18 protein-coding genes are annotated in these 22,168 nt (G+C 63.9%); 14 read left to right on the forward strand and 4 right to left on the reverse strand.

Translation table 11 applies throughout. The annotated features are described in order from the left end of the window. The first annotated feature begins 23 nt into the window (after nt 1–23). From WJ542_RS07165 to WJ542_RS07215, 11 genes are all read left to right on the forward strand, one after another. Nucleotides 24–599 (forward strand): YceI family protein, encoded by a 576-nt coding sequence (locus WJ542_RS07165; protein WP_411188603.1) that lies wholly within the window; start codon nt 24–26, stop codon nt 597–599. A 116-nt stretch (nt 600–715) separates the two neighbouring features. Continuing rightward, on the forward strand, nt 716–1,297 hold the full coding sequence (locus WJ542_RS07170; RefSeq protein ID WP_027794221.1) for a YceI family protein: 582 nt from the start codon (nt 716–718) through the stop codon (nt 1,295–1,297). Nucleotides 1,298–1,595: 298 nt separating this feature from the next. Beyond that, entirely contained in the window at nt 1,596–2,570 is a 975-nt protein-coding gene (locus WJ542_RS07175; protein ID WP_411188604.1) for a PhnD/SsuA/transferrin family substrate-binding protein, read from the forward strand. Nucleotides 2,571–2,585: 15 nt separating this feature from the next. Beyond that, nucleotides 2,586–3,611 carry an amidohydrolase family protein gene (locus WJ542_RS07180; protein ID WP_411188605.1) on the forward strand — a complete coding sequence of 342 codons (1,026 nt, stop codon included), beginning with the start codon at nt 2,586–2,588 and terminating at the stop codon, nt 3,609–3,611. 45 nt (nt 3,612–3,656) lie between these two features. Further along, nucleotides 3,657–4,508 (forward strand): amidohydrolase family protein, encoded by an 852-nt coding sequence (locus tag WJ542_RS07185; protein ID WP_411188606.1) that lies wholly within the window; start codon nt 3,657–3,659, stop codon nt 4,506–4,508. Nucleotides 4,509–4,599: 91 nt separating this feature from the next. Continuing rightward, the gene (locus tag WJ542_RS07190; RefSeq protein ID WP_411188607.1) at nt 4,600–5,880 is read left to right on the forward strand and encodes an MFS transporter; all 1,281 of its coding nucleotides are present in this window, start codon (nt 4,600–4,602) and stop codon (nt 5,878–5,880) included. Between the two features lie 92 nt (nt 5,881–5,972). Further along, nucleotides 5,973–6,959 (forward strand): DODA-type extradiol aromatic ring-opening family dioxygenase, encoded by a 987-nt coding sequence (locus WJ542_RS07195; protein ID WP_411188608.1) that lies wholly within the window; start codon nt 5,973–5,975, stop codon nt 6,957–6,959. Between the two features lie 41 nt (nt 6,960–7,000). Further along, on the forward strand, nt 7,001–7,858 hold the full coding sequence (locus WJ542_RS07200) for an HpcH/HpaI aldolase family protein (protein WP_411188609.1): 858 nt from the start codon (nt 7,001–7,003) through the stop codon (nt 7,856–7,858). Beyond that, nucleotides 7,859–9,430: an acetolactate synthase large subunit gene (locus WJ542_RS07205; RefSeq protein WP_411188610.1), complete on the forward strand. Its 1,572-nt coding sequence runs from the start codon at nt 7,859–7,861 to the stop codon at nt 9,428–9,430. A gap of 73 nt (nt 9,431–9,503) precedes the next feature. After that, the gene (locus tag WJ542_RS07210) at nt 9,504–10,397 is read left to right on the forward strand and encodes a substrate-binding domain-containing protein (RefSeq protein WP_411188611.1); all 894 of its coding nucleotides are present in this window, start codon (nt 9,504–9,506) and stop codon (nt 10,395–10,397) included. A 66-nt stretch (nt 10,398–10,463) separates the two neighbouring features. Then, the gene (locus WJ542_RS07215; protein ID WP_411188612.1) at nt 10,464–12,407 is read left to right on the forward strand and encodes a TolB family protein; all 1,944 of its coding nucleotides are present in this window, start codon (nt 10,464–10,466) and stop codon (nt 12,405–12,407) included. Between the two features lie 102 nt (nt 12,408–12,509). On the opposite strand, the gene WJ542_RS07220 is transcribed toward WJ542_RS07215, so the two are convergent. From WJ542_RS07220 to WJ542_RS07235, 4 genes are all read right to left on the reverse strand, one after another. Continuing rightward, nucleotides 12,510–13,781, reverse strand: a complete 1,272-nt coding sequence (locus tag WJ542_RS07220) for an MFS transporter (protein ID WP_411188613.1) — start codon at nt 13,779–13,781, stop codon at nt 12,510–12,512. A gap of 44 nt (nt 13,782–13,825) precedes the next feature. Continuing rightward, nucleotides 13,826–15,262, reverse strand: a complete 1,437-nt coding sequence (locus tag WJ542_RS07225; RefSeq protein ID WP_411188614.1) for an aldehyde dehydrogenase (NADP(+)) — start codon at nt 15,260–15,262, stop codon at nt 13,826–13,828. Between the two features lie 48 nt (nt 15,263–15,310). After that, nucleotides 15,311–16,519, reverse strand: a complete 1,209-nt coding sequence (locus tag WJ542_RS07230; RefSeq protein ID WP_411188615.1) for an MFS transporter — start codon at nt 16,517–16,519, stop codon at nt 15,311–15,313. Between the two features lie 106 nt (nt 16,520–16,625). Beyond that, entirely contained in the window at nt 16,626–17,588 is a 963-nt protein-coding gene (locus tag WJ542_RS07235; RefSeq protein WP_411188616.1) for a hypothetical protein, read from the reverse strand. Nucleotides 17,589–17,904: 316 nt separating this feature from the next. On the opposite strand from WJ542_RS07235, the gene WJ542_RS07240 reads away from it, so the two are divergent. From WJ542_RS07240 to WJ542_RS07250, 3 genes are all read left to right on the forward strand, one after another. Then, on the forward strand, nt 17,905–18,849 hold the full coding sequence (locus WJ542_RS07240; protein ID WP_411188617.1) for a helix-turn-helix domain-containing protein: 945 nt from the start codon (nt 17,905–17,907) through the stop codon (nt 18,847–18,849). Nucleotides 18,850–19,014: 165 nt separating this feature from the next. Further along, complete coding sequence (locus tag WJ542_RS07245; protein WP_411188618.1) at nt 19,015–20,145, forward strand: lactonase family protein; 1,131 nt, start codon at nt 19,015–19,017, stop codon at nt 20,143–20,145. Between the two features lie 31 nt (nt 20,146–20,176). Beyond that, nucleotides 20,177–21,709 carry a methyl-accepting chemotaxis protein gene (locus WJ542_RS07250; RefSeq protein WP_411188619.1) on the forward strand — a complete coding sequence of 511 codons (1,533 nt, stop codon included), beginning with the start codon at nt 20,177–20,179 and terminating at the stop codon, nt 21,707–21,709. Nucleotides 21,710–22,168: the final 459 nt, after the last annotated feature.

Raw genomic sequence — 22,168 nt, forward strand, 5'->3', positions numbered from 1 at the left:
GCTATTCAACCGAACCGACCGCCATGATCCAACGACTCGTCCGTGCCGTCTCCGTTGCCGCCTCGATTGCCGCGCTCACCGCGGGCGCGAGCTTTAGCGTCAACGCCGATGCCGCCGCCGAAAGTGCATCGGGCACCGTGACCGCCGTCTTCAAGCAGATGAACGTGCCGGTGGAAGGGCGCTTCAACAAGTTCAGCGCCGACGTGCATTTCGACCCGGCCAACGTCGGCGCCGCGAGCGCGAAGATCGACGTCGACGTCGCGAGCTTCGACATCGGCGCGCCCGAGTACAACAAGGAAGTGGCCGGCGACGAATGGTTCGACGCCGCGCACTTCCCGCACGCGACCTTCGTTTCCACGCAGATCAAGGCGGGCGCGAACGGCGCTTACTCGGTCGCGGGCAAGCTGACGATCAAGGGCAAGACCACGGACGTCGTCGTGCCCGTGCAGTTCCACAAGGACGGCGCGAACGAGGTGTTCGACGGCGCGCTGCCCATCAAGCGTCTTACGTACGGCATCGGCACGGGCGAGTGGAAGGACACGTCCGTGGTGGCCGACGACGTGCAGATCAAGTTTCATATCGTGGCGGCCGCGCACTGAGGCGCCCGTTGTTTGTTCCCGGTTGCTTTGTTAGCCGCGGGTTTTAGCCGCCTGCTTTTAGCCCAATCTCCGGCGCGTTTTGCGCCGATTCTTTCCTTGCCAGGATCCAGAAAACCATGAAGACCACGCTCATCGCGGCAGCCGCGCTTGCCGCTGCCCTCGCTACGCCCGCATTCGCCGCCGCGACCACCTATAACCTCGATCCGACGCATACCTATCCGAGCTTCGAGGCCGATCATTTCGGCGGCGTTTCGGTGTGGCGCGGCAAGTTCACGAAGACGACCGGCACCGTCGTGCTCGACCGCGAGGCGAAGACCGGCACGGTGGACGTGACCATCGACGCCTCGTCGATCGACACCGGCGACGCGGCGCTCGACAAGCACGTGCGCTCGGCCGAGTTCCTCAACACCGACCAGTTCCCGACGGCGACGTACAAGGGCACCTCGATCCGCTTCGACGGCGACAAGCCGGTGGAAGTGATCGGCACGTTCACGCTGCATGGCGTGACGAAGCCGCTGAACCTGACGATCGATTCGTTCAAGTGCTTCCAGAACCCGATGCTCAAGCGCGAGGTCTGCGGCGCCGACGCGAAGGCCGAATTCAACCGCGCGGACTACGGCGTGAACTGGGGCGAGACCTACGGCTTCAAGATGGCGACGACGCTGCAGATCCAGGTGGAAGGCGTCAAGGCGGACTGATCGCCGGCGCCCCCGGGCGAGGTTGCTCCGGCCGCGTTCCGATGTTGGTTCGATACGAGCCCGTGCACGTGAGGTGCACGGGTTTTTTTTGTCCTGGCTTTGTCCAGTTACCGCACGGTTCGGGCACGCGGCGCCTGACAAAAGTGCCGGCGAGCGCTCAACAAAAGTGCCAGTGAATCTGAATTTTGTATAGGGACGCCCCAACGCTCCTCGAATATCGTACTCCCCAGACAAGCTACGTTCGTCGCTGGAGCCCTCGGGCCCGGCGCCGGCGTCGATACATCCACTGGAGAAGAGGTTGATGAGGAAAGTCCCGCTCAAGATCGCAATCGCTGAGCATCCGCATACGTCGGCCATTCGCAATGGCAGCATCCCCATCGAGGGGGTGGACGCCGAGTTCATTACCGTCCAGCCGCAGATCGGCGCGTTTCGCCGCATGGTGCGCGACGTCGAGTTCGACGTCTGCGAACTGGCGCCGACGACCTACATCATCGCGCGCGCCTACGGGGCGCCGTTCGTCGCACTGCCGATCTTCGTGGTGCGGCGTTTTCACCATGGCGGGCTGCTGGTTCGCCCGGACGCGGGCATCAAGACGCCCAAGGATCTCGAAGGCAAGAAAGTAGGCGTGCGTGCCTACTCGGTCACGACGGGCGTGTGGACGCGCCAGGTGCTGATCGACGAATTCGGGCTCGATTCGTCGAAGGTGATCTGGGTGGTCGACGACGAGGAGCACGTTACCCAGCTCAAGCTGCCGGCTAACGTGGTTCACGCGCCGCAGGGCAGCTCGCTCGCGGAAATGATGGTGAGCGGCGAATTGTCGGCGGGTTTCGCCGCCGCCGCGGGCATTGGCCGCACCGGCGCGCCCACGGGCGGCTGGAAGGAAGTGGAAGCCGATTATCCCGACCTGCTGCCCAACGCGGCTGAACTGGAGGCCGACTACTACGCGCGCACCGGCGTGTACCCGATGCACGGGACCATCGTCGTGAAGGATTCGGTGCTTGCCGAACATCCGTGGATCGCGAAGTCGATCTACGACGCCTTCGCGCAGGCCAAGAAGGAATGGCTGGCCCGTCTCGATGCGGGAGAGGCCACGAGCGCCGGCGACAAGAAATACCTGGAACTCCGCAAGATCGTGGGCCACGATCCGCTGCCGTATGGCCTGCAGGAGAACCTCAAGACGATCGAGGCGCTGGAAGCCACGGCGTTCAAGCAAGGCCTCACGCCGCGCCGCATGTCGATCGGCGAGCTGTTCGTCGATCCGCTGGCGCGCTGATCGGAAGGAGACACCATGATTATCGATTGCCACGGCCATTTCACGACCGTTCCCGCTTCGTTTCGCGACTGGCGTGCGAAGCAGGTCGCCTGCGCTAACGACCCGGTCAACGCGCCGTCGCGCGAGGGCGCCTGGGTGAGCGACGACCAGATCCGCGAAGCCATCGGCAACGGGCAGCTCAAGCTGCAGCGCGAGCGCGGCAGCGACCTCACGCTCTTTTCGCCGATTGCCGGCCTGATGAGCCACCATCTGGGCAACGAGCGCACGAGCCTCGAGTGGGCCGAAATTTCCAACGACCTCGTGTATCGCGTCACGGAACTCTTTCCGGAGAACTTCGCGCCGGTCTGCCAGTTGCCGCAATCGCCGGGCGCGGCGCCTGCGAACAGCATTGCCGAGTTGCGCCGCTGCGTGGAGCAACTGGGCTTCGTGGGCTGCAACCTGAACCCCGACCCGACCGGCGGCTACTGGACCGGCAAGCCGATGACCGATCGCGAGTGGTATCCGCTCTACGAAGCCCTCGTCGATCTGGACGTGCCGGCAATGATCCACGTGGCGGCCTCGTGCAACCCGTGCTTTCACGGCACCGGCGCTCACTATCTGAATGCCGATACCTCCGTGTTCATGCAGATCCTGCAGTCGGATCTGTTCAAGGACTTCCCGACGCTGCGCCTCGTGATTCCGCATGGCGGCGGCGCGGTGCCCTATCACTGGGGCCGCTATCGCGGCATGTCACTCGAAATGCGCGAACGCCCGCTGGAAGGACTGCTGAACAATATCTTCTTCGACTCGTGCGTTTATCACCAGCCGGGCGTCGAGCTGCTGACCAAGGTCATTCCCGCCGACAACGTGCTGTTCGGCTCGGAAATGATCGGTGCGGTGCGCGGCAAGGATCCGAAGACGGGCCATTACTTCGACGACACGAAGCGCTACATCGACGCGTGCCCCGCGCTGACCGACGACGATCGCTACAAGATCTACGAAGGCAACGCCCGGCGGGTCTATCCGCGGCTCGATGCGCGCCTGAAGGCGCGCGGCAACTAAAGACCGGCGCGAGCCGCATGCAATCAGAGAAGGACAGAGGCACTCATGGCTTCTTCAATCGTCGATATTCACCCGCACATCATTTCGGATGACGAACTCCGTTATCCACCGGCACCGCTGTTCGGCAAGCGTTCGGAGTGGTCGAAGGAGCGTCCGACCACGGTCGAGACGCTGATCGCGGCCATGGACGAGGCGGGCGTTGCGAAGGCGGCCGTGGTTCATTCGTCGACCACCTATGGCTTCGACAACAGTTATGTCGTAGACGGCTGCAATCAGTACAAGGACCGGCTCGTGGCCGTCGGCTCCGTGGACATGCTGGCCGACGACGTGCCGGCGGTGATCAAGGGCTGGGCCGACAAGGGCCTCGCGGGCCTGCGTATCTTCACCGGCGGCTCGACGAAGGACTTCGATCCGAGCGAGCTCGACAACCCGAAGTCGTTCAAGGCGTGGGAGATGTTGGCGGAACTCGGGCTGCCCATGTGCATCCAGACCGGCCCGATCGGCTTGCCCCAGGTGCGCATGCTGGCCGAGAAGTTTCCCACCGTGAACATCGTCCTCGACCACCTCGGCCGCCCGGACGTGCTCGACGGCCCGCCCTACGCCCATGCAGCCGGTCTGTTCGCGCTGGCCGATCTGCCGAATATTTATCTGAAGCTCACGCCGCGCATTTTCGGCGACGTGACGAAGGAAAAGGCCAGCGCCGGGACGTTCTTTCCGCGCGTGGTCGAAGCCTTCGGTGCAAAGCGCATGGCGTGGGGCTCGAATTTCCCGACATCTCCGGGGACGCTCGGCGAAATTCTCGCCACGGCTCAGGCAGGTCTGCAGAGCCTCGGCGACGAAGACCGCGAGTGGATTTTCGGCAGGACAGCGAAGCAGCTTTACCCGGCACTCGCCTGAGGTTGCATCGCGGCGGAGCAGTCCACCCAGGGCGCGAGCGCGTCATGGGTGACCAGGCAACAGCGTAGTTCGAACCCGAAAGAAGAAGCAAATGGAGACAGGCAAATCACAGCGACGCGGGAATGTGGGCCATTGGAGCATTCTTGCGCTCCTCGCCATCGGGGTGCTGATTTCCTTCATTGATCGCACCAGCATTTCCTCGACGCTGGCGGACGCGGATTTCATCCGGCATTTTGCGTTGACGGATATCGACCGCGGCTGGATCAACGCCGCCTTCTTCTGGTCGTATGGCGTGTTCCAGGTGCCCATGGGCTGGGTGGCGGACCGCTATGGCGTGAAATGGCCCTACGCGATCTGCTTCGTGCTCTGGTGTATTGCGACCACGTTGATGGGAGCCGTCACCGCGCTCGAAAGCATCGTCGTCCTGCGCCTCGTGATCGGCATGGCCGAAGCGATCGTGATTCCCGCGAGCTATCGCTGGATCCGCAACAACTTCGACGAAAGCCGCAATGGTCTCGCCGTCGGCCTGCTGGCCATGGGCAACAAGTTCGGTCCGGCGATTGGCGCGCCGGTTGCAGCCTGGTTCATCGTCCACTATTCGTGGAAGGTCATGTTCGTTGCGACGGGCCTCGTCGGGTTGACCTGGCTGCTGCCCTGGCTGCTGCTCGTTCGCAGCGACCTGCCGTCGAAGGCGGAGCTGAAGCAGGCCGATCGCAGCGCCCGCTCGGTGACGCTCGTGAGCATTCTGACGAGCCCCGTGGTGTGGGGCGGAATGATCACGAACTTTTGCTACGGCTACTTCACGTTCTATTGCATGACGTGGATGCCCGCCTATCTGGTCGAACAGCGCGGCCTGTCGATCGGCGAATCGGGCATCTACACCTTCTTCAGCTTCGCCGGCATCGCGATCGTCGCGGCCGTGGCGGGGTGGGCGGCGGACCGGATCATTGCTGCGGGAGGCAACCCGATCCGCGTGCGCAAGGCGTTCACCATCGCCGGCTTCGTGGGGGGATGCACGGTGCTGTTCGGCGCCTATGCCAACTCGCTCGACGCGGCGCTGTTCTGGAACGTGCTCTCGCTCTCGCTGCTCGGCCTGACCACGGCGAACAACCTCGTGCTGTCGCGCCTGACCTTGATCCCGAAGCAGGCCATCGGTCTCGTCACCGGCGTGCAGCAGGTCGCCACGAGCCTCGCGGGCGGCGTGGCGGCGAGCCTCTCGGGCTGGCTGCTCCATCTGGGCGGCAGCTACGACCTGCCGATGAGGGTGATCCTCGTTTTCCTGCTGATTGGCGCCACGGCGACGGCGGTGCTGTTCCGCCCCGAATGGGCGCCCAGGGTCAGCGGCGCGCAAGGCTCGCTCAAGCAGGCCTAGACGCGCACGAACCGCGGTTTTGCAGGCGAATTCAACGCACACACACTCCCTGGCAACCGGCACGGCCGGTGGTATTTGACTGGAACTCACACATGGCGAAGATTGTATTCGGGATGGCGGTGCCGCATAGCGGCATGCTCGGACAAGCCCCGGAGGACTGGCTGAAAAACGGCGAGCGAGACCGTAACAATCCGGAACTCTGGTATCGCAACCGTACGTGGACTTATCCCGAACTGGAAGCGCATCGCGAGGCGGCCTTCGAGAAGTTCCTGACGCTCGAAGAGCGCACCGCGCGCGCGGCGCGCTGCCGTGCGGCGCTCGATGCGATGGCCGCGGCCTATCGCGAGGCGCACATCGACGTGGCCATCATTCTGGGCAAGGACCAGAAGGAAATCTTCACCGACTTCTCGCCCTCCATCGCCATCTATAGCGGCGAGGAAGTGCACAACGGGCCGCCCCAGCGCGCGGTCTATGCGCCGGACCATCACGTCACGCACCCATGCCACCCCAAACTGGCGGCGTATCTGATCGACCGCTTCCAGAGCGAAGGCTTCGATCTGACCGATCTCTTCACGTGGCCCGACAACGTGTGGATGAAGCCGCTGCCCGACTATCCGGTGGTGCCGCACGCCTATAGCTTCGTCTATCACCAGATCATGAACGACGACCCGCCGCCGCACGTCCCGATCATCATGAACTGCTTCTATCCGCCGACGCAGCCTTCGATGTCGCGCTGCATCGAATTCGGACGCGTGCTGCGCGACGCCATCAACGCCTGGCCCGAAGACGTGCGCGTGGGGATCTTCGCTTCCGGCGGCCTCTCGCATTTCGTCAACGACGAGGAATTCGATCATCGGATCATGAAGATGCTGGCCGACTACGACTACGACGGACTCGCCGCGGTGGACGAGCGCTCGTATCAGTCGGGCACGTCCGAGATCAAGCTCTATGTGAGCGTCATGAAGGCCGTACAGGAAACGGGGGCGCAGATGACGCTCGTGGACTACGTCCCCTGCTGGCGCACGCCCGCCGGCACCGGCGAGGGCATGGGCTTCATGTACTGGAAGGCCGCCGACTGAGCGGGCCTCGAATAGCTGGCTATCTATCAGAGAGAAAGACCATGAGCGACACGCGCCTTAACAGCATCATTCGCGCTTTCGAATCCGGCAAGCCTGCGTTTGCCGCATTCTCGAAGCTGGACAAGCAGGTCGCCATCGAAATGAGCGATGCGCCCTATGACGGCATCGTCTTCGAGATGGAGCACAACCCCTACGACGTCGCCGCATTCGGCGACGCGCTTCAGTACATGCTGAACCGCAAGACGATTGCCGAATCGGGCTCGGTGGCGCCGCGCGTCACGCCGATTGCGCGCATTCCGGCGAACGGCGCCGAAATGAACCAGTCCTTCGCGAAGCAGGTGCTCGATCGCGGCGCGTACGGCGTGGTGTGGCCGCACGTCTCGACGGTGGAGCAGGCCTATAACGCGGTGGCCTCCTGCCGCTATGCGCGGCCGAAGAATGCGCCGCTTTACGAGCCGAAGGGCGTGCGCGGCGACGGCCCCGCCACGGCGTCGCGCTACTGGGGCTTGAGCATGGCCGACTACTACAGGAAGGCCGACGTCTGGCCGCTCGCCCCGCAAGGCGAGATTCTGGTCGGGCTGATGTGCGAGAGCACCGAGGCGATCGAAAACCTCGACGACATGCTCTCGAACGTGCCCGGCATCGGCTTCATCCTGATCGGCGAGGGCGACCTGAGCCAGCAACTGGGCTATCCGCGCGACTACGAGCATCCCGTCGTGCAGGATGCGATGCACCAGATCGTGGCGATCTGCCACAAGCACAACGTCGTGGTGGGCAATCCGCACGTCACGGCCAAGAATCACAAGCGCCTGATCGAAGAGGGGTATCGCTTCCTGATGTCGGCGCCGATGCGCAGCTACGGTGTCGTCGGCATGGCGCGCGAGATGGCGGGCTATTAAATGAACGGAGCCGAAAGCCTCGTTGCCACCCTCGTCGATCGGGGTGTCGATATCTGCTTTGCCAATCCCGGCACGTCCGAAATGCACTTTCTGGCGGCGCTCGAGAACCCGAAGATGCGCAGCGTGCTGTGCCTGTTCGAGGGCGTGGCGACCGGCGCCGCCGACGGCTGGTATCGCATGAAGGACACGCCGGCTTCGACCTTGCTCCATCTCGGGCCGGGACTGGCAAACGGGCTCGCCAATATCCACAACGCGAAGCGTGCGTCGTCGGGCATGGTCAACATCATCGGCGAGCATTCCACTTCGCACCTCAAATACGATCCGCCGCTGACTTCGGATATCGAAGGATTGGCGCGGCCATTGAGCCACTGGGTGCGGCGCGCCGACTCGGCGAGCGCGATTGCGTGGGATGCCGCGAAGGCGGTGGCCAGGGCATCCGAACATCCGGGCCAGATCGCGACGCTGATTCTGCCGGGCAACACGTCGTGGGAAGAGGCGGGCGCGACGATCGCACCGCCCGCCGGAAACGCCGAACACGCCGGGCACGCCGGGCACGCCGCCCGCAAGACGCCCGACGCCGCGCGTATCGAGCACGTTGCACGCGTGCTGCGCTCGGGCGAGCCGACGCTGATCATACTGGGCAACAAGGCGACGCGCGGTCAGGCGCTGGAGCGCGCGGGCAGGATAGCGGCGGCCACCGGCGCGCGGCTCGGTTCGCAGTTCTTCACGGCGCGCATCGAGCGTGGCGCGGGGCGGGTGCCGCTCGAGCGGATTCCCTACGCCGTGGCGCCCGCGCGAGCCTTTCTGAAGGACTTCCGCCATATCGTTACGGTCGAGACCCAGGAGCCGGTTGCGTTCTTCAGCTATCCGGACAAACCGAGCCTGCTCAAGCCGGAAGGCACGCTCGTGCATCCGCTCGTCGAGGCCGACGAAGACAGCGCGCTCGCGTTCGACATGCTGCTCGAAGCACTCGGTGCGACGGCCATGGCGCCCGTATTGCAGGCGCGCGTGGAAACGCCCGTGCCGAGCGGCGCACTCAATCCCGTCAGCATCGCGCATGCCTTGGCCGCGGCGCTGCCCGAGGACTGCATCGTCGTCGACGAGTCGCTTACCACTGGGCGCGAGACGATGGGCTACACGAGGGGGGCCGCGCCGCACGACCTCATCAACAACATGGGCGGCTCGATCGGCTATGCGACACCGGTGGCGACCGGCGCCGCGCTGGCCTGCCCCGGCCGGCGCGTGTTCTGCATGGTCGGCGACGGCAGCGCGATGTACACGATCCAGTCGCTCTGGACCCAGGCGCGCGAGGGGCTGAACATCACGACGATCATCTTCGCCAACAATAGCTACGCAATCCTGAAGGCCGAGTACGCCAACATGGGCGCCGGCACGCCGGGCGCGCGCGCGCTCGCGATGATTGACCTCGAACGTCCCCGTATCGACTGGCAGGCCATGGCGAAGAGCATGGGCGTGCCTGCCGTAGCGGTAGACACGGCCGAGGCGTTCTATCGAGCCATGGCCGATTCGGTGCGCGAGCCCGGTCCGCGGCTGATCGAAGTACGGCTTTGATTCGACGCCGGTGATTCGGACGATTCAAATGATTCAAACGATTCAAACGATTCAGGCAAAAGGAGTATCCCCCATGACAACGACGCTAACGGGCGTGCCGGAACTGCGAACCAATCTGGCCGACTACGCGGTCACCCAGGCGATGAAGGACGGACGGGTGAAGTCGGATCTCGTCACGCTCGACTACTGCGGACCGACGCCCGCACATAACGGCTTCAAGGCGATGGTGCGCGAAAGCGCTTTCGAGGCGGGCGAACTGGCGATCGTCACCTTTCTGCAGGCCAGGGCCTACGGCAAACCCTACGTGCTGCTGCCCACGCCTATTTCGGGGCGCTTCCAGCATCACTGTGCGGGCTACAACCTCGACTTCGGACATCTCGACCCCAGGGATATCGAGGGCAAGAAGGTCGGCGTGCGCACTTACACGCAGACCACGGCGCTCTGGATTCGCGGCATCCTGCGGCACGAGTATGGCGTCGATCTCGACAAGGTCACGTGGATGACGCTGGGCGATGGGCACCTGGCCGAGTACAGCGATCCGCAGAACTGCGAGCGCCTGCCCAAGGGCGCGTCGATCCCGCAGATGATGCTGGACGGCGAGCTTGCCGCTGCGCTGCTCGGCGAGGACATGCCGAAAGATCCGCGCGTGCGCACGCTCGTGCCCGACGCGCAGAACGCCGCGAAAGACTGGTTCGCCCGCGAGGGCGTGGTGCCGATCAATCACATGTTCGTGGTCCACGAACGGGTTTCCAAAGAGCGCCCCGATATCGTGCGCGAGCTGTACCGGATGATCGTCGAAAGCCGCTCGCTGGCCGAAGGCGTGCCCGCCGCGTTCCCGCCGATCGGGCTGGAGGCGAATCGCAAGGGCATTCAACTGGCGATCGACTGGGCGCTCGACCAGAAGATCATTCCGCGCCGCCTGTCGGTCGACGAACTGTTCGACGACGTGACGGGCAGTCTCGGTTAAGGGATTGTTCTGCCGGCGGCGCATGCACCCCCGGCAGTTTTCTGTTCGCTTAAGCTACCAATAAAGATGGAGACTAGCACTGTGTATCGCCCGAATTCCCTGAAAACCCTCTTGCCGTACATGGCCGTTGTCGCTGCCATGGCCTGCGCGCCTGCCGGGGCCGGCGCGGCTACCGCCACTGCCACTGCCACGAAAGGCGACTTGCTGCTGTACCGCATCGGTCCGATGACCTCGGAACTGTATGTCGCCAACGCGGACGGCAGCGACGAACACCGCCTGTTCAAAGCGGACGGCTTCGACTATCACGCCTCCTTTTCGAAGGACGGCCAGTGGATCGTCTTTACGTCCGAGCGCAACGGACTCGGCCAGTCGAGCCTTTATCGCGTCCGAGTAGACGGCACGGGCCTGCAGCGGCTCACGAATCACATCGCCGTGAGCGATGCGGCCGTCTTCTCGCCGACCGACCCGAACGTCATCGCCTTCGTTTCGTCGCGCCGCGGCAAGGATCGTTTCGGTACCACGAACATCTGGACGCTGAACATCAAGACGGGCGCGCTGCATAACGTCACCGGCGACATCCCGTTCGATCCGGACAAGCCGCACAGTTTCTTCCGTCCTTCATGGTCGCCGGACGGCAAATGGATTGCGCTCTCTTCGGACCTCGGCACCGACTGGCGCGGCCATAATCTGCCGGTGGGCTGGGAGCGCACGCAGGAGACGAGCATTTACGTGATTCATCCGGACGGTTCCGGCTTCAAGGAGATTTCCACGCGCGCCGGCTTTACGGAGGGCTCGCCTTCCTGGTCGCCGGACGGTCAACATGTGGTGTTTTATGAGGCGCCCGTGGAGGCGACCTGGGGCGCGCATCGTCCGGAACTGATCAACAAGGTCAGCTCGCAGATCGTGCAGGTGGATGTGGCGAGCGGCGAGCGCAAGGAATTGACCGATAGCCCGGGCTTCAAGGTGTACCCGCAATACGTGAGCGCGACCAACGTGGCCTATCAGATCAAGGGCGGCGAGCACGAAGGCATCTACACGACCGACGGCTATTCGCGCTCGACGGCGGACAGCGGCATTCGCTCGCCGCGCTACACGGCGGACGGCAAGACGATGATCTACGAGAAGATCACGATGCGTCCGGTCCACCCGAACGGCACGCCGCTTTTCAGCTTCGATCCCGAGTGGAACTATCGCTTCATCGACGTGTTCCCGCAGCTCTCGCGCGACGGCAAACAGCTCGTCTACACGGAGAAGATGGTCAACTCGTCGATCGCGGTCATGAACACCGATTTCACGGGCTATCGCCGCATTTACGACCCTTCCACGAGCGGTCTCGATCCGAAGATGATCGCGGCGGGTCTCGCGGGCGCGTTCCAGCCGACGTGGTCGGCGGACCGCCAGTGGGTGGCCTTCGGCGTGGGCGGCTGGTTCTTCACGCGCGCGTACCAGCCGGGCCGTATCGCACGGATCAAGGCGGACGGCAGCATGGACGGCAAGGCCGAGTTTCTGACCGACGGGAAAGAAAATGCAGGATTCCCAAGCTATTCGCCGGACGGCAAGAAACTGGTCTACCGCGTGTGGAGCGAAAACGACAAGGGACTGCGCATTCTCGACCTGGATACGCGCAAGACCACGGTCCTGACCACCGAGCCGGACAACCTGCCGGACTGGTCGCCGGACGGCAGCAAGATCGTGTTCACGCGCAAGGAAGTCAACCCGGACGATCCGAACAAGTTCCACTACGACGTGTACACGATCCGGCCGGATGGCTCGGACCTGAAGTGCCTGACGACGCCCGGTGCAAACCAGGGTCATGCGACCTGGACCTGGGACGGTCGCATTGCCTATAGCTCGGGTGTCTACGGCTTTCGCGACGAACTCTCGCTGTACGACAACACGTTCCAGCCCGATGGCCAGAACTGGGTGATGAACGCGGATGGCAGCGGTCAGCGTGCGATCACGGATACGCTGTGGGAGGAGTCGATGCCGGTCTATGTGCCGAGGCAATAGCCTGCGCTCTGCCGGGCTGTAAAGAGGGCGCCGTGCGAAAGCACGGCGCTTTTTTATTGGCTTCGATATGAAGTGTTGCCGAAGTGCCGCCGCGCGGCGGCATCAGGATTCGAGCGGGACGTCGTTGACCTTTGGCGCCCATTCTCGCCGCAGCAGGACCACCGTACTCGTCGCACCCAGCAGCAGGAATGCGAAGATCGCCGTCATGGGCAGCGTATAACTACCGCCAACATGGAGCAACCAACCCGAAAGGCTGGCCGAGACACCGCCCGCGAGACTGGTGGCCACCTGCTGCAAGCCGGTGTTCAAACCGACTGCCTGCTTCGGGATCAGCGTCAGCTTGCACAGCGCGAGGTTGTTGGCCGTGACGAGGCCCAGCAACGAGAGCGAGAGCACGTTCCAGAACAGCGCAATGGCCACCGAATGCGCCGAGGCGCCGAGCAATACAGTCGTGGCGCCCATGAACCCGGTAACGATAAACGATTTGCGCACGGCGACAGCGTCGCCACCGCCGGCGATGATCCGGTCCGCGGCCCATCCCGCGAGCGCGGCCACGACCGCGATGCCGACAAAGCTGATGAAGGTGTACACCCCCGATTTTTCGAGGGACAAGCCGCGTTGCTCGACCAGATAGGCCGGCATCCAGGTCATGCAATAGAACGCGAAATAGCTGTAGCAGAAGTTGTTGATCAGTCCGCCCCAGACGACCGGGCTGGCCAGCAGGTTGCGCAGCGGCACGGAGGCGGCGCGGTGTACGGCCTTTGCCAGTTGCTCCCGCGTCGGATAGTCGTTGCGCACCATCAGCAGCCAGGGCAGCAGCCAGATCAGCCCGATGAGCCCCGTCGCGACGAACATCGCCTTCCATGAGTACGCAACGATCATCCATGCCGCGATCGGTGCGCCGAGCGCGGGCCCCATCTTGCCGCCAATCGAGAAGATTCCGAGCGCCGTGCCCTTTTGCGTCTCCTCGAAGTGGTTCGCGAGGTAGCGATAGGTGGCCGGAATCACGACGGACTCGGCAAGGCCGATGACGAGCCGCACGACGATGAGCGCCGCGAGCGTCGTCACGAGCCCCGTCGCGGCGGCCGCGATGCACCAGACGGCGAAGCAGACGGTATAGAGCCACTTCACGCCATAGCGGTCGACGAGCCAGCCCATCGGCATCTGCGCGAGACCGTAGGACCAGAAGACGGCGGAATTGAGCCAGCCGCGCTCGACGCTCGTCAGCGCGAACTCGCGGATGAAATGCCTGTCCGCGAGTGCCGCGGACAGACTCGTTCGGTCGACGAAGGAAATCATGAGACCCAGCGCGAGCAGCACGAGAACGCCCCAGGGATTCTCCGCTGCGGACTGCTTCGATTGAACTGTCTCCACCTGTGTCTCTCTTTGGGTCCGACGCTAGCCGTGTTTCGAACGCGTCAGCAAGGCCGCCCGGCCCGTTCGCTCAACCAGCCGGGCGCGCTCTGCAGCGCCACCGGTCGAAGGAAGCGCTCCATCGCGGCGTAGCCCACCGAAGTCGTGAAGGGCTGCGTCGATGCCGGCCAGGGGCCGCCGTGCTGCTGGCTACCCGTCACGGCTACGCCCGTGGGGACGCCGCCGAACAGCACGCGCCCGGCGATCTGCGCGGCACGGCGCGCGACACGCCGTACATCGGGCGTTTCGTTCTCCGCTCCCCACAGCGTGACTGTGAGGGTTCCGCCGATCGCGGCCAGCACGTCGACGATCTCGTCGAAGGAGGCCACGCGCACGAGCAGGCAGGCGGGACCGAACACCTCTTCGTGCAATGCGGCTTGTGCCACGAAGTTCTTCGCGACGGTTCGGGCGAGCACCGGTCGCGGCGGGGCATGCTCGTCGCCGCTCGACTCGCCCGCCAGTATCGTTTGTACGCCAGGTGTCCCGAGCAGACGCGCCACACCGGCGTCGAAGTTGCGCTTCATGCCAGGCGTCAGCATCGCATGCGGTTGTTTCGTCTGCAGCGCGTCGCGTAGCGCCGCTTCGAAGCGGTCGGCGTCCGCGCCCTCGAACAGGACGACGACACCGGGACTCGTGCAGACCTGCCCGCAGCCGAATTCGATGGAGGCCGCCAGAACCTGCGCCAGTTCCTCAGCCTGCCCGGCGAGCGCCGAGGGCAGCGCGATGACGGGATTGATCGAGCCCAGTTCGCCATAGAACGGAATCGGCCGCACGCGCGCGTTCGCCTGCGCCCACAGCGCCGCGCCGCCCTTGAACGAGCCCGTGAACGCGACAGCCGCCATGTGCGGGTGGCGTACGAGTTCGACGCCGACCTCGACGCCCGCCCCCTCTACCATGCCGAACAGGCCGGCGGGCAGATCCTGCTGCGCCAGCACCGATTGCGCGAGTTCGAAGACCTTGCGCGAGAGCCGCGGATGACCGGGGTGCGCTTTGACCACCACCGGGCAGCCCGCGGCCAGTGCCGAGGCGGTATCGCCGCCGAGGACGGAGAACGCGAACGGAAAATTGCTTGCCGAGAACATGGCCACGGGGCCGACTGGTATGCGCACGCGGGTCAGATGCGGGCGCCCTGCAGGCGGCGCGCCGGCAATCGCGGGATCGTCGGACAGGGTGAAGGCATGTCCGGCTTCCACGTGATCGGCGAAACCGCGCAGCTGAAATTGCGTGCGGTCGAGTTCGCCATTGAGCCTTGCGGGTCCGAGCGACGTCTCTTCGTCGGCGAGACGAACGAGCGCTTCGCGATTCGCCGCGAGAACGTCGGCCAGTCCGCGTAAGAGCGTGGCGCGCGTTTGCGCCGACGATTGAGCCCAGTCGTCGGCGGCCCGGGCGGCCGCCGTGGCGGCAGCGTGGACTTGAGCGGCCGTGTGTTCCTGAATCTGCATTGCGACTCCAAAGGAAGAGAAAAAAGCCTGCAAGACGCGGGCGCCGGATCACGAAGCGGTTAGCCTTTCCCGGCTGGCGAGAGAGGGAAACAGCCTCATCCAGAGCGCGACGATCAGCATGGTGGTCACCCCGCCGAGCACGACGGAGGGAACCGCGCCGAACCAGCCGGCCGTGACGCCGGACTCGAATTCGCCGAGCTGATTCGAGGCGCCGATAAAGATCGAGTTGACTGCGCTCACGCGCCCGCGCATTTCGTTCGGCGTTTCGAGTTGAACCAGCGATTGGCGCACGACGACGCTGACCATGTCGAAGGCGCCGGTCAGTGCGAGTGCGGCGAGCGACAGCGGGAAAGAGCGGGAGAGCGCGAAAACGAGAGTGGCGAGTCCGTATAGCGCGACCGCGCCGAACATCAGCTTGCCGACGCGGCGCTGGATGGGGTGGTGCGCAAGACGCAGCGAAACCAGCAGGGCACCGACCGCGGGCGCCGATCTCAGCAGGCCGAGGCCCCATGAACCGGTGTGCAGGACATCGCGGGCGAAGACGGGCAGCAGGGCCGTCGCGCCGCCGAACAGAACCGCGAAGAGATCCAGCGAGATGGCGCCCAGCACCGCTTCGCGCCTCCAGATAAAGCCGATTCCCGCGAACACGCTTGCCAGCGTCACCGGCTCGCGCAGAACGCGCACCGGTTCATGGCGGGTCAGATAGATCATGGCCGCGGCGAACAGGCTGATTGCCGCGCAGGTCCCGTAGACGCCGGCGGCGCCGGCCACGTACAGGAAGCCTCCGATTGCCGGTCCCACAATGGTGGCGAACTGCGTTCCGGTCGAATTGATGGCCAGCGCTTTCGGCAACGCGGACAGCGGAACGAGCATGGGCAGAAGCGCCTGCTGGGTGGGCATCTGGAACGCCTTCGCCGTGCCGAGGCACAGTGCGGCGAACAGAATGACGTCCCGTCCTGCCCAACCGCCCAGCGTGCTCGCGAGGAGCAGTCCTGCGATACCCGCCTGTGCCGCGAGGCACGCCATCAGAATGCGGCGGCGGTCGTAGCGGTCGGCCACCTGACCCACCACGAGACTTAGCGCGAGCGCTGGCACGAATTGCACGAGGCCAACCAGTCCGAGATAAAAGGCGCTGCGCGTGATGTCGTACATCTGCCAGCCGACGATCACCATGAGCATCTGGTTGGACAGCGTCGTCGCCACACGGCTCAGAAAGAAGTAGCGGAACGACGGATTCTCAGGGACGGGGTCTGTCATCGGGGCAACACATGGCAAACGGCAGAAGTCGTTCTGGAAAGTCTTAAACGACCAGTGGCGACCCCTACGGCGGGTCGCCACTGATCATGTTCGGAACGAGCGCTGCCTAAAAGTGGATTTCGGCCATCAGCATCGGCGCAGACGTGATAGTACCCGTGGTTTCGTTAGTGGGTGAGCCGTACATGTGGTACCAGTACTCGTAGCCGACGCCCGCATAAACGGTGCGCGGATGGCCCGCGAACGAACCGATATCGGCCAGCAGGGAGAGGCGCGTCAGGAACTCGGTGGTGGTCTGCACGCCGAAACCATCGCGCCCCTTGGGGCCGGTCACGCTCGCGAAGCCGCGGAAGACGAGCGGCACGGGCCCCACACGGAACGGATAGAGCCACGAACTTTCGATGTGCCACGCCGGGTTGAAGTGGACGTCGACACCAGTAATGCCGTTGTGATTGCTCTCGGTGCGCACGCCGGCCGTGAGGTTCCAGTAACCATGCGGAATGCTGAACTCTACCGTCGGCCCTGCCACGAGCATGCGCGCCCGCTCGCCGTAGGCATCGTTCTTCGTGCCGAATTCGTAACCGAGCGTGAGGCCGTAATCGCGAATGAAGCCATAGCCGAGGTAGCGGCCGAGGATCTTGCCGGCGCTGAGTTCGACGCGGCCGACGCTGTACACCTCCTGGGCGCCGCCGTTCTGCGGGCCGCCGACTTCCGGATTGGCCGCGTTCGAAACGAGGTAGTCGACGTTGAATGCGTAGCTGCCGTACTTGAAACCGCCAATGGTCGAGAGGTAGCCGACGTTCTGCATGACCGAAGAGGGCACGCCCGGATAGTGGAAGTTCGTACCCCAGCGATAGCCGATGAAGGTGTCGTTCCACACGGCCGGCGGTTCATCGGGTTCGCCTACGGTCTGCGGCGGCGCAGCCCCATTGGGAACCGCTTGCTGGGTCTGCGGCGGTGCGGAGGCGTTCGGCGCGGTAAGCACTTCTTCCGCGCGGCCGAACGGGTTCAAACAGCAAAACAGGGTCGCGCCAAGAAGCGGCGCGCGCAACGCTACCGGTATACTTTTCATGTCTCCGTCCAGTCTGGTTTTATGCTGATAGATAAGACGCGGTCGTTTCCCGACTCTCGATTCACCCCGGGTCTGTCCCGGGTTTGTCCCGTTAACAACGCGCTGAACAACTCGTTGAACCCATCAGCGCAGGGCATCCTGTCTTGGTGGTGAGGAATGGTAGGGGAAGGCAGGACGCCTGCCTTTACACAAAAATCAGATTCGCTGGCACTTTTCATCGCATGACCAGGATGGCTCGCGAAAAGCCATGAAACGATGTGGTCTCTTTTCGCTGGCCCCGCGAGAGGGTTATGATGCGATTCGATGAGGAGACGGCATGACACACCGCGCCATTGCGAAAGGGCCGCGCACACGAGACGGCAAAGCGAAACGCACTACCGTGCCCAAGGTTCGTTTGTATGTCGAGCGGCCCGAGCAGCAAAACTGGTTCGTGCACGTCGGGCACGTCACCGACCGGGGCCGCTGGCGCACCGAGCCGCATGCGCATCCTGCCTACGGGCAGGTGATTTTCGTGCGCAGCGGACGCGGCGTCATGAATCTCGACGGGAGCAGCGTGCCGTTCGAGGGACCCTGCGCGTTGCTGCTGCCCACCGAATGCGTTCACGGCCTCGACTACGAAGTCGATGTGGACCGATGGGTCGTGACGATCGAGGAGTCCTATCTGACTCAGGTGAATGCCAAGCTCCACGAGTTCATCGGGCTTTGGGAATGGCCTCGCGTGATTCCGCTTTCCGGTTCGGCCGAGACAGGCCTCGACTTCTACAGCCTCGTTGGGAAGCTCAAGCAGGAGGTCGAGTCCGAAGCCGTCGGCCGGGTAGTGGGAACGGAGGCGCTGCTCACGATGCTGCTGTTGATGCTGCTTCGCGAAGCGAGTCTGGACCCGGGCAGCAGCGAAGGCGAGACACGCAACGATATCCGGCTCGTGGACCGCTTCCGCAAGCTGATCGATCAGCATTATCGCGACAATCTCTCGCTGCAGGACTACGCCGCGATGATGGCGGTTTCTCCGGTGCAGTTGCGCGCGGCCTGCGCTTCCGCCGCGGAACAGAACCCGACCAAAATGATCCACGCGCGCATCATTACCGAGGCAAAGCGCAATCTCATCTTCGGCAATATGTCGGTGGAGCAGATCGCCTTCGGGCTCGGCTTTGCCGACGCGGCGTATTTCACGCGCTTCTTTCGCCGGGAAGTCGGGCAAACACCGAGCCAGTTCCGCGCGGCAGCGCGGCAGCAGCCTCATCGCGGCGGGCCCTCGGAGTAGAAAAGTCCCGGCGAATCGGACTTTTGTACAGGGACGCCCGGATGTGAAGCGAATACGCTTGATCCGGCTGTTCGCGATAGCGGCGCATTGGCAAGCCGGGGATCGGAACATGGGGTGATGGTGCAATCCTTTCCTGGAAGAATGCTGATGCGGTACGGATTCGTTGTGGCAGTGATCGGGCTGGCCGTGTCGGCGGGCATGGCGGGAACGGGCAGCCGTGCTGCGAGGTCGAGTGGGGACACGCAAACGGAGTTCGTCTACGTCGGCACGCAGCAGGCCCAGATTCGCGCGCTGCGCCTCGATACCGCTACCGGGAAACTGACGGAGATCGGCACGGTCGCAGAAGGGCCGAAGACCACGTGGGTTGCCGCGCATCCGCAATTGCCGGTGCTGTACGGTGTCGACGACGATAACGCAAGAGAAGGCAGCATCACCGCTTATGCCGTGAATCGCGGGACCGGCTCGCTCAGCAAGATCAACGTGGTCGCTTCCGGCGGCAAGGGAACGACGAATCTGGTGCTGGACCCGCCTTCGATGACCTTGCTCGCGGCCAATTACGCCAGCGGGTCCGTGTCGAGCGTCTCGATCAATCCGGATGGAAGCCTTGGCGCACGCGTGTCCACCGTCACCGAAACCGGCTCCGGACCGAACCGGCGGCAGGCGAGCGCGCATGCGCATAGCGCCGTCGTCGATCCGTCGGGCCGATACGCACTGGTCCCCGACCTGGGCGCGGATCGCGTGTTTGTTTACCGCTTCGATCGGGCGACCCACGCATTGTCGGCGGGCGACGGGAACGATCCGGGCACCTTTGTGGCGCCGCCGGGTAGCGGTCCCCGTCATCTCCTCTTCGGTTCGAGCGGCGAGTTCGTTTATCTGCTTACCGAACTAAGTGCCGAGGTCATGGTCCTGCGTTGGGATGCCGGGCAAGGGACGCTGACGCTCGTGCAGTCCTTGCCGGTCACCAGTCCCGGATTCGACGGCGTGAAGAGCGGTGCCGAAATCGCGCTCAGCCAGGACGGCCGTTTTGTCTATGTCGAAGACCGCGGCGAAAATGCACTCGTTGTCTATCGCGTGAACCCGCAGACGGGGGAACTCGCGGAGATCCAACGCACGTCCGCCGGCGGCGACCGGCCGTGGGGATTTGCGATCGATTCGTCCGGGAAGTGGCTGCTGGTCGCCAACCAGCGTAGCGGAAACGTGAGCGTGTTCAGTGTCGATTCCGTTTCCGGGAAGGTCACCGGTACAGGGGAGTCCGTTGCACTGCCGACCCCGGTCAGCGTTGCCTTTGTGAAGTGACGCTCGTGCGTCGCACTCGCAGAGGGGACGTATGAAACTGGTTCATCAACTCCCTCTCGCATTGAGCACCGCGCTGCTGGCTGCCTCGGCCGCGGGTTGGTTCGGCGTGTCACGCATGGACCATGCCGCGAGCACGTATGAGCGGCTCATCGAAGTGGACGGCGCCGAGGAGCGCCAGGTTGCCGAAGCCCTGGTGGCTTTCAAAAACCAGGTGCAGAACGGCAAGGATATCCTGTTGCGTGGTAAGGATACCAAACTGTTCGACCGGTACTGGGGTGCCTTCCAGAAATACGAGGCTGCTTGCCAGGCTGTCACGGAAAAGCTTGCCCGAGAGCTGCCGCCCGGCGAGACCCGTTCGAAAATCGAACGATTCAACGTGCTCCACCGGGAGATGGGGGAGGCGTTTCGCCGGGCGCTCGAAGCATTCAGGGCGTCGGGATTCGACGCCGAGGTTGGCGACCGCGCAGTGGACGGCATCGACCGTGAACCCGTGATCCTGCTGCGCGAATCGGGTACGGCGATCGTCGAGCAGACCGCCGCCGCTATCGTCGAGGCAAAGCAGAAACAGAGGAGTGCGATGCTGGTGAGCGTCGGCGCGATGGCGCTTACGCTCGGGGCAGGCGTTGCCGGTGCTGTCCTGTTTTCTCGTGTGATCACACGCAAGCTCGGCGGCGAGCCCGACGATGCGCGCGATGCCGCGCGCCGGATCGCCACCGGCAATCTCGACGTGAACCTGCCTCTTCGCGCGGGTGACACGGAGAGCCTGATGGCAGCCATGAAAGCGATGTCGGCCTCGCTGGCCCACATCGTCCTGCATGTGCGCAACAGCAGCGATTCGATTGCGATCGGTTCGACCCAGATCGCGACCGGCAATGCCTGGCTGAGCCAGCGCACCGAGGAACAGGCCAGTGTGCTGCAGGAAACGGCGGCTTCGATGGAACAGCTAAGCGCGACGGTGCGGCAGAACGCCGAGCATGCGCGGCAAGCCAGTGACCTGGCCACCGGTGCCTCGTCGATCGCCTTGCAAGGCGGGCAGGTGGTGGGCCAGGTGGTCGAGACCATGAAGGGTATCCACGAGAGCTCCTGCAAGATCGCCGACATCACCGGCATGATCGACGAGATCGCCGCGCAGACCAACATCCTCGCTCTTAACGCGGCGGTCGAGGCGGCGCGGGCCGGAGGACAGGGGCGGGGTTTCGCGGTGGTCGCCGCCGAAGTCCGCAGCCTCGCACAGCGCAGTGCCAAGGCTGCGAGGGAGATTCAGACGTTGATTGCGGACAGCGTCGAGCGGATCGAGCGAGGTACCGCGCTCGTGGACGAGGCGGGCGCGACGATGACGCAGATCGTCGGCGCCACCGGACGCGTGGCGGTCATCGTCGGCGAGATCAGTAGCGCGAGCGTGGAGCAGAGTGCCGGAGTCGAACAGATGGGGGAGGCTGTGGGGCAGATGGATCGGTTGACCCAGCAGAATGCGACGCTCGTGGAGGAAAGCGCGGCAGCGGCCGAGAGTTTGAAGCAGCAGGCAGCGCAACTCGTGGAATCAGTGGCGCGGTTCCGTCTTTGAAGATACCGAAGAGAGAGCCGGATTTCCCGCTTTGCTTGCCTGGTTATGCGAAGGAGAGGCTGTCTTTGGACGACCGGACTTCTCTTCTCGCGAAAGCGAACCCGTAATGCCGTGTACGGGGCGTGCGAGGAGGATTTTTGGAGAGGGGACTATGCCGCGTAGTGGGAGAACCACAAGCGTTGCGGTGGGCTTCCGGCAAGAGGTCGGTGCCTGGCGTCTGATGGACAGACGCCATAGACGAAAAAAAAGCACCGCGAACTCGCAAGTGCTTGATTTTCCTTACCCAAGGGTAAGTGGTAGGCCGTACGGGATTCGAACCTGTGACCAACGGATTAAAAGTCCGTACTTAAGGGGCATTTGTCGACGTTATCAGGCGTAGATCAAGGAGGGAAAAGTCCGAGAATTCAACGGGTTGCGTACAAGAAAGAATTGAAAGTTAATGTTGTATAATCGTAAGAC

It is taken from the genome of Paraburkholderia yinzeri, assembly GCF_046581065.1.
GTDB lineage: Bacteria > Pseudomonadota > Gammaproteobacteria > Burkholderiales > Burkholderiaceae > Paraburkholderia.

What these genes read in the sequence shown, in the direction of transcription:
- WJ542_RS07185 (WP_411188606.1), top strand. Translation starts at nt 3,657, where the DNA reads ATGGCTTCTTCAATCGTCGATATTCACCCGCACATCATTTCGGATGAC.
- WJ542_RS07195 (WP_411188608.1), top strand. Translation starts at nt 5,973, where the DNA reads ATGGCGAAGATTGTATTCGGGATGGCGGTGCCGCATAGCGGCATGCTC.
- WJ542_RS07210 (WP_411188611.1), top strand. Translation starts at nt 9,504, where the DNA reads ATGACAACGACGCTAACGGGCGTGCCGGAACTGCGAACCAATCTGGCC.
- WJ542_RS07190 (WP_411188607.1), top strand. Translation starts at nt 4,600, where the DNA reads ATGGAGACAGGCAAATCACAGCGACGCGGGAATGTGGGCCATTGGAGC.
- WJ542_RS07240 (WP_411188617.1), top strand. Translation starts at nt 17,905, where the DNA reads ATGACACACCGCGCCATTGCGAAAGGGCCGCGCACACGAGACGGCAAA.
- WJ542_RS07250 (WP_411188619.1), top strand. Translation starts at nt 20,177, where the DNA reads ATGAAACTGGTTCATCAACTCCCTCTCGCATTGAGCACCGCGCTGCTG.
- WJ542_RS07230 (WP_411188615.1), bottom strand. Translation starts at nt 16,519, where the DNA reads ATGACAGACCCCGTCCCTGAGAATCCGTCGTTCCGCTACTTCTTTCTG.
- WJ542_RS07165 (WP_411188603.1), top strand. Translation starts at nt 24, where the DNA reads ATGATCCAACGACTCGTCCGTGCCGTCTCCGTTGCCGCCTCGATTGCC.
- WJ542_RS07215 (WP_411188612.1), top strand. Translation starts at nt 10,464, where the DNA reads ATGGAGACTAGCACTGTGTATCGCCCGAATTCCCTGAAAACCCTCTTG.
- WJ542_RS07180 (WP_411188605.1), top strand. Translation starts at nt 2,586, where the DNA reads ATGATTATCGATTGCCACGGCCATTTCACGACCGTTCCCGCTTCGTTT.
- WJ542_RS07200 (WP_411188609.1), top strand. Translation starts at nt 7,001, where the DNA reads ATGAGCGACACGCGCCTTAACAGCATCATTCGCGCTTTCGAATCCGGC.
- WJ542_RS07235 (WP_411188616.1), bottom strand. Translation starts at nt 17,588, where the DNA reads ATGAAAAGTATACCGGTAGCGTTGCGCGCGCCGCTTCTTGGCGCGACC.
- WJ542_RS07205 (WP_411188610.1), top strand. Translation starts at nt 7,859, where the DNA reads ATGAACGGAGCCGAAAGCCTCGTTGCCACCCTCGTCGATCGGGGTGTC.
- WJ542_RS07170 (WP_027794221.1), top strand. Translation starts at nt 716, where the DNA reads ATGAAGACCACGCTCATCGCGGCAGCCGCGCTTGCCGCTGCCCTCGCT.
- WJ542_RS07225 (WP_411188614.1), bottom strand. Translation starts at nt 15,262, where the DNA reads ATGCAGATTCAGGAACACACGGCCGCTCAAGTCCACGCTGCCGCCACG.